Source organism: Stenotrophomonas sp., assembly GCF_032103445.1.
GTDB lineage: Bacteria > Pseudomonadota > Gammaproteobacteria > Xanthomonadales > Xanthomonadaceae > Stenotrophomonas.
Genome location: NZ_DAMDFR010000095.1, coordinates 1 through 10,336, shown reverse-complemented (window position 1 = coordinate 10,336; position 10,336 = coordinate 1). Strand labels below are relative to the sequence as shown.

The window sequence follows — 10,336 nt, the reverse complement described above, 5'->3', positions numbered from 1 at the left end:
GCGCCCAGGTGCACGCCGGCCGCGCCCACGGCCTGGGCCAGGGCGACGTTGTCATTGATGATCAGCGGCACGCCGTGGGCGGCGCACAGCGGCTGCAGCGCGGCGGCCTGGGCCTGGCGCAGGGCCGGGCTGGCGGTTTTGTTGCGGTACTGCAGCCAGGTGGCTCCATTGGCCAGCAGCGGCTCCACCCGCGCCAGCAGGCGCGCGGTGTCGGCGTCGTCGGGAGTGATCAGATAGACGCCACGCGGGGGCGTGGTCGAGGCAACAGGGGTGTTCATCAATGGCTACCAGCAGCGCGACGGGAGTGGGACAATGCCGGTCAACCGTATTGCCCGAAGCCTGATTATCCAATGAGCGACACTGCTGCCACCACCTTCCGCACCTGGATGTGCGTTGTCTGCGGTTTCATCTACAGGGAAGTGGATGGTCTGCCGGAAGAGGGCATTGCGCCGGGTACCGCGTGGGAGGATGTGCCCGATACCTGGACGTGCCCGGATTGCGGCGTGACCAAGGATGATTTCGAGATGGTGGAGATCGATTGACCACGGTGGGTCGCCAACGGCAGCCGGGCAAGCCCGGCTCTACGTTCGGGACCACCACGTGCATTTCGGATCGCCATGATCGTAGAGCCGGGCTTGCCCGGCTGCTTCTAATGCAACCGCGGCGCGCCCGCGCCTAACTCGATCAGCTTCTCGCGCACCCACTGTGCGTCACTGGCCTGCGCATTGCGCTTGAGGTACAGCCCGAGGTCATGCCGCGCCCCGGCCAGATGGTCCAGCTGTAAATAGGCCAACCCTCGGTCGCGCAGCGCATCTTCCTGTTCCGGGGCCAGCTTCAACAACCGATCGGCACTGCGCGCTGCGCGATCCCATTCGCCGCGCTCGGCGTACACGCCGTGCAGGTTGCGCAGCATCCGCATCAGAATCGCCCGCGCCGGCGCGGCGTCCAGAATCTGCGCCAGCACGTGGTCGTCGGGCACTTCGCCGCCCAGGTGCGAACGCGCGCGTTCGCGCAGTTCGTCCACATCCAGTGGGCGGCCGCCATTGAACGGGTCCATCACCAGCATGCCGTCGTCCACCGGCAGGCGCACCAGGAAGTGCCCGGGGAAGGACACACCGTCCAGCGGAATACCCAGCCGGCGCGCGACTTCCATCTGCACCAGGGCCAGCGAGATCGGGTTGCCCAGGCGACGGTCCAGCACCTGGTTGAGGTAGCTGTTGCGGGGGTCGTAGTACTCGCCGTGGTCGCCGCCATAGCCCAGTTCATCGAACAGGTGCCGGTTCACCGCGGCAATCTTCAGCGGGAAACGGTCGAGGGTGTCCACCTCGGTGCGCAGGTGGTCGGCGTGGCTCTGCACCAGGGCGTCGTACGCGACCGGGTCCAGATCAGGGTATTCGTCGCGTGCGATCAGCAGGGCGGTGGGCAACAGCGGCAGCGCCTCGTCGTCCAGCTCGGCCAGGCTGTCCCACGCCGGCAATGTGATCTTCCCCTGCATGACCACAGACTGGCGACAAACGCGCCGCGATTCAAGCGGCGCGCTGTGAAAACGCCACGCCGGGGCGGGCCCGGCGTGGCCGCGTTCAGTTGGCTTCGATGCCCGGCCCGAAGGTCAGCAGCGCGCCATCCTGCAGACCCAGCTTCTGCGCCTGGCCGGCATTGAGTTCCAGCACGTACTTGGCCGGGCCGCTGCTGGGATAGGGCGGGCAGCGGTCGCCGGCCGAGCACGGCGGCACGTCGCGCTGCTGGCTGACCAGTTTGCGCTGCGCGTCGAAGTACAGGATATCCAGCGCGATACGGGTGTTCTTCATCCAGTACGCCTGCAGTTCCTGGCGGTCGTGGATGAACAGCATGCCGTGGCCTTCCGGCAGCTCGTCCCGGAACATCAGGCCGCGCGCGCGGCTGGCGTCATCGGTGGCCAGCTCCACCTGGTAGCGGGTACCGGCCAGTTCGACCCAGTGGCGGGTACCGCTGCTGGCACAGGCGCTCAGCGAGACCAGCAGCAACAACGGCAACAACAGACGCAGCAACGACGAAGCACGCATACCGGGTGTCCTCAGGGGAAAGTTACAGAACCTGCGGCGGCTCGCCGCCGACGATGACCACGTCCGCCGGACGGCGCGCGAACAGGCCCACGCAGACCACGCCGGGCAGCTGGTTCAGGTCGCGCTCCAGCTTCACCGGGTCGGTGATCTGCAGGTGGTGGATATCCAGGATCTGGTTGCCGTTGTCGGTCACCACGCCCTCGCGCCAGGCCGGCTGGCCGCCGGTCATGTCCATGATCTGGCGGGCGACCAGGCTGCGCGCCATCGGAATCACTTCCACCGGCAGCGGGAACTTGCCCAGCACCGGCACCTGCTTGCTCGGGTCGACGATGCAGACGAACTGCTTGCTGGCCTCGGCAATGATCTTCTCGCGGGTCAGTGCGGCGCCGCCGCCCTTGATCAGGCACTTGTTGCCGTCGCATTCGTCGGCCCCGTCCACATACAGCGACAAGGTGCCGGTGTGGTTGAGTTCCATCACCTCGATGCCGTGTTCCTTCAGCCGCGCGGTGCTCTGCTCGGAGCTGGACACGGCCCCCTTGATGCGGTGCTTGATGCGGGCCAGGCCGTCGATGAAGTAGGCCACGGTGGAACCGGTGCCGACCCCGACGATCATGCCGTCTTGAACGTATTCCAGGGCTTTTTCGGCGGCCAGGCGCTTGGCTTCGGACATGGGGCAGTACTCGTGAAAGACAGAAGGAAAGGGGTCAGTGCTTTTCCAGCGACAGCAGCAGCTTCCACTGCGCAGCGGTCACCGGCAGGATCGAAAGCCGGTTGCCGCGCGCGATCAAGGGAAAACCCTCGCCCAGCGCGTCGCCATGCAGCTTGATCTCGTCCAGCGAAATGGTGTCGCGCAGCTTGCGCTCGAAGGCCACATCGACCAGCAGCCAGCGCGGTTCTTCGCGGCTGGCCTTGGGGTCGTAGTAGTCCGACTTCGGGTCGAACTGGGTTTCGTCCGGGTAGGCCTCGGTGGCCACGGTGGCGGTGCCGACGATGCCGGGCACCTTGGTGTTGGAGTGGTAGAACAGCACGCCGTCGCCGACCTTCATGCCGTCGCGCATGAAATTGCGCGCCTGGTAATTGCGTACGCCGTTCCAGGGTTCCTGGCCCACGCGCTGCAGGTCGTCGATGGAAAAGGCGTCCGGTTCGGACTTCATCAGCCAGTAGCGCTTGCGTGCGGTCATGCGGTGTCTATCAGGGAATGAACGTGGTGGTTTCGGTACAGATCGCATCCACGCCGACGTCCCAGGGCTGCACCGGCAGGTGCTCGACCTGCTGGGCATCGAAGCCAACGCCGACCAGCCACGGGGGTGCCGGGCGAGCCTGGCGGAATGCGAAGCTGCGATCATACCAGCCGCCTCCCATGCCCAGCCGCCGGGCCTGCGCGTCGAAACCGACCAGCGGAGCCACCACCAGCGCCATCTGCTCGGCGGCGAGGGTGTCGCCGGCAGCCACATCGGGTTCGGGAATGCCGTAGCGATTGGCGGTGAGTGGCTGGCCCGGACGCCATGGCGCGAAGCGCAGCACGTCGCCGCTGAGCACGGGCAGGCAGTAGGTGAGGGTGTCGGGCAGGCGCATCTGCCAGCGGTGCAGGGCGATCTCGCCATCCAGCGCCCAATAGCCGGCAACGGGGCCATGGGTCGGGGCGAAGGGCAGGGCGAACAGGGCATCGGCCAGCTGTTCGGCCGCTTCAATGCGCTGTGCGGCGGGAATGTCGCGGCGGCGTTGGCGCAGCTGCTGGCGCAGTGCGGAGCGCGGGTCGGTCATGCCAGGGTCCGGGCAGCGGTGCAGGGCGGCGGATAAAACAAGAGCGACGCTCCGGTGGAACGTCGCTCTTGCAGGAATACTGCATTCTCCGCGGTGACGATGCGTGCGAAACGACCTTGAACCCGGGGTTCAAGTGGGTACGCTGGGACTCCATCGGGCTTCCCGCTACAAGGCGGACCTGCACTCCCGGCGTCGTCGCGCACCCGTGGTCGTAATTAAGGGACAAGGCGAATGTTTGCACACGCCGTCGTTCACAGCAGAGAACGCGAGGCCATTATAGCCAACCCCACCGATTCGGGTACCCCCGTTCGTCGGTCGGATTGCAGGCCAATTCAGGCACCGTCGAACGCGCGGTCCAGGCGCCGGTTCAGGTCGGAAAGCGTCTGCTGCAGCGCCGTGGCCTGCTGCGCGTGTTCATCGCGCAGCTGCTGCAGTTCATGGGCCAGGTTCAGCGCGGCCAGCACGGCAATGCGATCGACGGCGGCCATGCGGTTGCTGCCGCGGATCTCGCGCATTTTTGCGTCGAGCAGGCGCGCGGCGGCGGTGAGGCTTTCGCGCTCGTCCGCGCCCACGCCCACGGTGTACTCACGATCCAGAATACGGACGCTGACCGGTTCGGACTGGCTCATGTGTGCTGCTCCAGGGATTTGAGCCGGGTGATCATCGCTTCCACCCGGGAGCGGGCCTGCTCGTTTTTGGCCAGCAGCTGCGAGCGCTCGTTGACCAGCTGCTCCTGCTGGTGGCGCAGGCTGCGGTTTTCCTCGGCCAGGCGCTGGTTGCGCTCCAGCAACGCCTCCACCCGGGCGGCAAAGGCCTGTAGCTGGGCGATGGCATCTGAAGGTTCCATGCCCGCACCATAGCGCAGGCGACGCCCCGGCCGCTACCTGTCCATTGCTACACTGCGAAGCTGCCAACCCGTAAGTGTGACCGAGCCCGAAATGACCGAACTTCCGACTGTCCAAGACGTAACCCAGGCAAGCCAGGCCCTGGGCCTGGGGGCCAGCGCGGCCGAGCTGCACGGCGGCCTGTGCGGCTGGCTGTCGGCCGGTGGTGCGGCCGTGCGCGAATGGCCGGCCAAGGTGCTGGCCGACGACAGCCTGCCGCCGGTGCAGGAAGGGGACACCCTGGATGACCTGCTGACCGCGACCGTGGCCCAGCTGGAAGACCGTGATTTCGCCTTCGAGCTGCTGCTCACCGACGCCACCGACACCACCTCGCAGGCCGACGCGCTGTTTGCGTGGGCGCGCGCCTTCTTGGGCGGTTTCGGGCTGGGCGCGGGCGGTAACCGTCCGGTGCTGTCCGAAGAAGGCGAAGAAGCGCTGACCGACCTGGCCAAGCTGGCCCAGGTGTCGGTGGAAGACTTCGAAAGCGGCAACGATGACGACGAAGATGCACTGGCCGAGATCGAGGAGTTCGTGCGCGTGGCGGTGCTGCTGCTGCACGGCGACTGCGTGATGGGCGCGCGTCACCGCCAGCGCCTGAACTGAGATGGATATCCAGCAGCTGACCGGAATCAGCGCGAGCGAATACAGGCACCGCCGCCAGCAGTTGATGGAAATGGCCGGTGACGACGCCATTCTGGTGCTGCCGGCCGCCTCCGAGCGGGTGCGCAGCCTGGACACGCATTACCCGTTCCGGCAGGACTCGGACTTCTGGTACCTGAGCGGCTTCCCGGAGCCGGACGCGGTGCTGGTGCTGATTCCCGGCCGCCGGCATGGCGAGGTGATCCTGTTCTGCCGCGAGCGCGATGCCGAGCGCGAAGCCTGGGACGGCGCGCGCGCGGGACAGGAAGGCGCGGTGGCGGACTTCGGCATGGACGATGCCTATCCGATCGATGACCTCGACGACATCCTGCCAGGGCTGCTGGAAGGCCGCTCGCGGGTGTACTACCACTTTGGCCGCGATGCAGACTTCGACCTGAAGCTGATCGGCTGGGTCAACCGGGTGCGCTCGCAGGTGCGGCACGGCGCGCAGCCGCCGCATGAATTCCTGGAACTGGGCCACCTGCTGCACGAGCAGCGGCTGTTCAAGTCGCCGGCGGAAGTGGCGCTGATGCAGCGTGCCGCGCAGATCACCGTGCAGGCACACCGCACGGCGATGCGGGTGGCGCGCCCGGGCATGTTCGAATACGAACTTCAGGCGGACCTGGAGCGCGACTTCCGCGCCAACGACGCGTGGCCGGCCTACGGCAGCATCGTCGGTGCGGGGGCGAACGCGTGCATCCTGCATTACCGGGGCAACAATGCGCGCAGCCACGACGGCGATCTGGTGTTGATCGATGCGGGCGCCGAGTTCCGCGGCTACGCCAGCGACATCACCCGCACCTTCCCGGTCAATGGTCGTTTCACCCCCGAGCAGCGCGCGCTGCATGATCTGGTCGGTGCGGCGCAGGCGGCGGCGTTGGCGCAGGCGCGCCCGGGCGTCGCGTACGAAGCGGGCCATCTGGCAGCGGTGCAGACTCTGACTGAAGGCCTGCTGCGACTGGGGCTGCTGAAGGGCACGCTGGAAGAGAACATCGCGCAGGGGCATTACCAGCGTTTCTACCGGCACAAAACCGGCCACTGGCTGGGTCTGGATGTGCACGACGTGGGCGATTACCGCCTGGCGGGCGACTCACGCCTGCTGGAGCCGGGCATGGTGTTCACCATCGAGCCGGGGCTGTACGTGAGCGCGGATGACCAAAGCGTGGAGCCGCGCTGGCGCGGCATCGGCATCCGCACCGAGGACGACGTGCTGATTACCGACGACGGCCACCGCGTGCTGACCGAGGGTTTGGCACGCAGCGCCGATGAGATTGAAGCGGAAATGGCTGCTTCGCGCTGATCGCTCTATCGCACGATCTCCTGATTGCGTGATTGCACGATGTACGTAGAGCCGGGCTTGCCCGGCTGCTGTTGGTTTTCGGCGAACAGCCGATGGTCACTGTCTTCCGTGTTTGGGCGCGCCAGGGTGGGTTTGCGGGACACGCCGTGAATACGTCCCTGTAGGCTCGTCAAAAACATCCATGTTTTTGACGGTCCCGCAAACCCACCCCGGCACGCCCCAGACAGTTGGCCGGTGGCCATGGAAGATCAAAGGCCACTCGCGCTGCCCCGGTGGGATCGGTCGACAGACGATCGCCGTGAAATCCCCAGCAATCGGTAACGCATGACCCCGGATCAACATTGCCGTTGATGTGGCACTTCCCATGGCCACCGACCCACTGTCGATGGCGGGTCGGGATGGGCTGGAGGGGGCGTGAGCCGCATGGATGCGGCGATCGAGCTTACAGGGACGTACTTGCAGCGTCCCCCGGAACGCCCGTCCCGAGCTGCCAAATCAGGGATGCCGTGAACCGAAGGCTTTTCGCCTGAATCCTACAGCAGCCGGGCAAGCCCGGCTCTACGTAGATCGTGCAATCAGGCAGTGAGGCAATCGTGCGATCGTGCAATCAGGCAATCAGGAAATCAGGAAATCAGGCAACCATCAAGCCTCGGCAAACGCCGGGCGGGTGAGGTTGTCGGCGTCGCCTTCCGTGCACATCACTTCGTCTTCGATGCGGATGCCACCGTAGGGGCGGAAGAAGTCCACGCGGCCCCAGTCGATGCTGTCGCCGTGGCCGCGCTGCTTCACTTCGTCCAGCAGCATGTCGATGAAGTACACGCCCGGTTCGATCGTAACCACCATGCCCGGCTCCAGCGTGCGGGTCAGGCGCAGGTACGGATGGCCCTGCGGGCGCTCGATCCGGCCGCCGCGGTCGCTGGCCGCAAAGCCCGCCACGTCGTGCACCTGCAGGCCGATCAGATGACCCAGGCCGTGCGGGAAGAATGCCGCGCTCACGCCCGTTGCCAGCGCCGCTTCCGGCGACACCTTCAGCACACCGAAGTCCTTCAGGATGCCCATCAGCGACAGGTGCGCGTCCACGTGCAACTGCTTGTAGTCCACGCCCGCGCGCACGCCCGCGCACATCTGCTGCTGCGCCGCGTCCACGGCCGCGATCATCGCCTCGAATTCGTCGTGGCCGGCGGCGGCATAGGTGCGGGTGATGTCACTGGCATAGCCGAACGCGCTGGCACCGGCATCGATCAGGAAGCTGCGCAGCGGCTGCGGCGCGGTCTTGCCCAGGTCGGTGTAATGCAGCACCGCCGCATGCTCGTTCAGGCCCACGATGTTGCCGTAGGGCAGTTCATTCGCATCCTGGCCCACCGCACTGCAGTAGGCCATGTGGATCTCGAACTCGCTCGCGCCCGCGCGGAATGCCGCCTCCGCCGCGCGGTGACCGCGCACGCCGAGCTGCTGGGCCTGGCGCATCAGGGCGATTTCGTACGGCGTCTTCACCGCGCGGTGCCAGTCCAGGTAGTGCAGCACCGGCTCCGGGTTGTTCGGCACGAACGCGCCCAGCGCGCTCTGCGGTTCACCCAGGATCGCGCAGCGCGCCGGATCGGCCGGCAGCAGCGCCAGCGCCTGATCCGGGGTGCGGATGATCTCGATGTCGAAATGCTCCACCCACCAGCCGCTGGGCGCGTCCGGCACCACGTGCCAGTAGTCGAACGGCTGGTGGAAGATCACCTTCGGGCGCTGGCCCGGGGTGTATACCAGCCAGCTGTTCGGCACTTTGGTCAGCGGCAGCCAGGCCTTGAAGTTCGGGTTCACCGCATACGGATAATCGCGGTCGTCGAACATCTGGTAATGCAGCGTGCCGCTGGGAATCACCAGGTGGTCGAAACCACCGCGCGCCAGCGCCTCGTCGGCACGCTGGGCAAGCACGCGGACATGATGGGAATACAGGGCGGCGAGGTCAGGCAGGGTCATTGCGGCAGCTCACAGGGCAGTGCGGATTGCAGTCCCTGATTTTGCCGCAATTGCGCCGGGTGTGCTGTGCAGGAACCGGCGCTCAGGTCGCCGAAGTCTCCTGCTCCACCCAGGCCTTCAGCAGCTCCCGGTGCTCCTTGCTCAGGGTGAGGAAGCGGAAACCTATCCAGTCCTGGCCCGGCGCATTGCTTTGCTCGTGCCACAGCAGGTGCGCTCCCACGTCCAATGCGACCGGCTGGCCACCGGGGCCGGGAATGGCGAAGCGGAACTGGTACAGCGCGTCATCCTGCATCGGCACGGCGGCCATCATCAGCATGCCGGTTTCCGACACATTGACCAATCGCCCTATCACTGCCTCAGCGAGCATATCGGTAACCGTGATCTGCTCGGTTACCCTACGGCGGCGAGCGCGGCGGGTTTCTTTTTCTTCGGTCATGCCGTCCCCTCCGCCGCCGCACCGCCGCCTGCCAGCGAGCGCAGGGTGCGCAGCGTGGCCTGCCAGGCGCGGTCAATCAACCGGCTCTTGTCTTCATTGACGATACGCGCCTGGCCATGGGCCATCAGGCGTGCCAGCCCGTCCAGCGAATGCTCGGCCACTTTCTGCCCGCGCGGATTCACAAACAGCGCGTTGTCGGTGATCAGGCTGTACCAGGACAGGCGCTGTCGGCGCACGTCGCCCTGCTGGTTGGTGGTGAATTCAAACCAGGTGCCGAACGGCAGCGTTCGCAATTGCTTGTACAGCTCTTCTTCGGCAGCGCTGCGGGCGAGCGGGGCGGTCTTGCGCGGGTCATGCCCATCGCCCTGGTCGCCCAGGCGGCTGCGCGCACGCAGGCGCGCGGTCAGTTCGGTTCGCGAGCTGCTTTCGTCCTCGCCACCGGGCGTGGACAGCCGGCGCGAAATGGCTGCGGCCTCGTCATGGTGGTAGCCCACCTGCAGCAAAGCGGCTTCCACCTGCTGGCCAAGTTCGGTGTCGCTGTCAGCGCTGCCCGGTGCCTGGCAGGTGATCTCGGCAATGCGCGCGGTTTCCTGCGTGCGCTGTTGCCACTGTTCAGAGCCTTCGCCGTTGCGCAGCAGGGTCAGGGTCAATACGTCCGACCAGGCCTGCTTCAGCAGCGACTGCACGAAGCGCGGCGGTGCGGCGTCGGCGCACAGCTGCTCGATGCTGGCCCCCGCCTGCTGTTTGGCGGATTCGAGGCGTTCCTTGCCGCGCGCGGCTTCCACATGGCGGCGCTCGGCCAGTTCGGCCTTGTGCGCCAGTGCGCGGAAGTGCTGCTGGATCTCGTCATTGGCGGCTTCGAACACCGCCGCGTCGCCCTGGTAATCGGTGACCACCTTGTCGACTGCGCGGTCCAGCTTCTGCACCAGCTGCGGGTCGACGTCTTCTTCGCCCAGCCAGTTCGCGCCGGCCTCGGCCACCGCGTTGAGCAGTTCACGCGCCGGGTGCTGGTCGCGGACGAAGAACGCCGGGTCGCTCAGCGCGGCGCGCGCGACCGGCACCTGCAGGCGGGTCAGCAGGTCCACCGCGGCGGCATCGGGCCGCACCTCGCGCTGGATCTGCCCGTACAGCATGTTCAGCAGGTCGAAGGTGTCGTTGTCCTTCACCGTCAGGCTGGCTTGCGGGCCGTGGTCGGCGCGCATCTGCGCCAGCAGCGCGTTGTGCAGGTCGGCCATGCTGCGGCGGGCGCTGGCGACCTGCGGCTGCAGCTTGGCCAGGGTGGCGTGCAGGCTGGCGCTGGACA

Annotated in this window: 14 protein-coding genes and 1 other RNA gene; 3 read left to right on the top strand and 12 right to left on the bottom strand. The window is 66.7% G+C overall.

What is annotated here, in order from left to right:
• Nucleotides 1-278 (bottom strand): thiamine phosphate synthase (locus tag RT551_RS20095; protein WP_313461790.1); only part of this gene is annotated, 278 nt, incomplete at its 3' end.
• A gap of 72 nt (nucleotides 279-350) precedes the next feature.
• On the opposite strand from RT551_RS20095, the gene RT551_RS20090 reads away from it, so the two are divergent.
• On the top strand, nucleotides 351-542 hold the full coding sequence (locus RT551_RS20090; protein WP_125359816.1) for a rubredoxin: 192 nt from the start codon (nucleotides 351-353) through the stop codon (nucleotides 540-542).
• Between the two features lie 107 nt (nucleotides 543-649).
• On the opposite strand, the gene RT551_RS20085 is transcribed toward RT551_RS20090, so the two are convergent.
• The 8 genes from RT551_RS20085 to RT551_RS20050 all read right to left on the bottom strand — a co-directional run bounded on the left by RT551_RS20085 (nucleotide 650) and on the right by RT551_RS20050 (nucleotide 4,653).
• Nucleotides 650-1,495 carry a tetratricopeptide repeat protein gene (locus RT551_RS20085; RefSeq protein WP_313461788.1) on the bottom strand — a complete coding sequence of 282 codons (846 nt, stop codon included), beginning with the start codon at nucleotides 1,493-1,495 and terminating at the stop codon, nucleotides 650-652.
• A gap of 85 nt (nucleotides 1,496-1,580) precedes the next feature.
• Nucleotides 1,581-2,042, bottom strand: coding sequence for a DUF192 domain-containing protein (locus RT551_RS20080; RefSeq protein WP_313461786.1), 462 nt, complete (start codon nucleotides 2,040-2,042; stop codon nucleotides 1,581-1,583).
• 22 nt (nucleotides 2,043-2,064) lie between these two features.
• Complete coding sequence (rpiA, locus tag RT551_RS20075; RefSeq protein ID WP_313461784.1) at nucleotides 2,065-2,712, bottom strand: ribose-5-phosphate isomerase RpiA; 648 nt, start codon at nucleotides 2,710-2,712, stop codon at nucleotides 2,065-2,067.
• A gap of 34 nt (nucleotides 2,713-2,746) precedes the next feature.
• A complete protein-coding gene (locus RT551_RS20070) occupies nucleotides 2,747-3,223 on the bottom strand; it encodes an EVE domain-containing protein (RefSeq protein WP_313461782.1) in 477 nt (158 codons plus the stop codon).
• A gap of 10 nt (nucleotides 3,224-3,233) precedes the next feature.
• The gene (locus RT551_RS20065; RefSeq protein ID WP_313461780.1) at nucleotides 3,234-3,806 is read right to left on the bottom strand and encodes a 5-formyltetrahydrofolate cyclo-ligase; all 573 of its coding nucleotides are present in this window, start codon (nucleotides 3,804-3,806) and stop codon (nucleotides 3,234-3,236) included.
• Nucleotides 3,807-3,887: 81 nt separating this feature from the next.
• A non-coding RNA gene (gene ssrS / locus RT551_RS20060) (6S RNA) lies at nucleotides 3,888-4,072 on the bottom strand.
• Nucleotides 4,073-4,138: 66 nt separating this feature from the next.
• The gene (locus RT551_RS20055) at nucleotides 4,139-4,435 is read right to left on the bottom strand and encodes a cell division protein ZapA (RefSeq protein WP_125359821.1); all 297 of its coding nucleotides are present in this window, start codon (nucleotides 4,433-4,435) and stop codon (nucleotides 4,139-4,141) included.
• Nucleotides 4,432-4,653: a TIGR02449 family protein gene (locus RT551_RS20050; RefSeq protein ID WP_125359822.1), complete on the bottom strand. Its 222-nt coding sequence runs from the start codon at nucleotides 4,651-4,653 to the stop codon at nucleotides 4,432-4,434. Before RT551_RS20050 ends, RT551_RS20055 begins: the two co-directional genes overlap by 4 nt.
• Before the next feature lie 91 nt (nucleotides 4,654-4,744).
• Here RT551_RS20050 and RT551_RS20045 point away from each other — a divergent pair, with 91 nt between their 5' ends.
• Entirely contained in the window at nucleotides 4,745-5,293 is a 549-nt protein-coding gene (locus tag RT551_RS20045; protein WP_313461778.1) for a UPF0149 family protein, read from the top strand.
• A 7-nt stretch (nucleotides 5,294-5,300) separates the two neighbouring features.
• Nucleotides 5,301-6,629 carry an aminopeptidase P N-terminal domain-containing protein gene (locus RT551_RS20040; RefSeq protein WP_313461792.1) on the top strand — a complete coding sequence of 443 codons (1,329 nt, stop codon included), beginning with the start codon at nucleotides 5,301-5,303 and terminating at the stop codon, nucleotides 6,627-6,629.
• A 642-nt stretch (nucleotides 6,630-7,271) separates the two neighbouring features.
• On the opposite strand, the gene pepQ is transcribed toward RT551_RS20040, so the two are convergent.
• From pepQ to RT551_RS20025, 3 genes are all read right to left on the bottom strand, one after another.
• Nucleotides 7,272-8,597, bottom strand: coding sequence for a Xaa-Pro dipeptidase (gene pepQ / locus RT551_RS20035; protein WP_313461777.1), 1,326 nt, complete (start codon nucleotides 8,595-8,597; stop codon nucleotides 7,272-7,274).
• Between the two features lie 82 nt (nucleotides 8,598-8,679).
• The gene (locus tag RT551_RS20030; RefSeq protein ID WP_313461776.1) at nucleotides 8,680-9,033 is read right to left on the bottom strand and encodes a PilZ domain-containing protein; all 354 of its coding nucleotides are present in this window, start codon (nucleotides 9,031-9,033) and stop codon (nucleotides 8,680-8,682) included.
• The coding region (locus RT551_RS20025; protein WP_313461774.1) for a DUF1631 family protein at nucleotides 9,030-10,336 on the bottom strand (1,307 nt) is incomplete at its 5' end. The genes RT551_RS20025 and RT551_RS20030, both read right to left, overlap by 4 nt.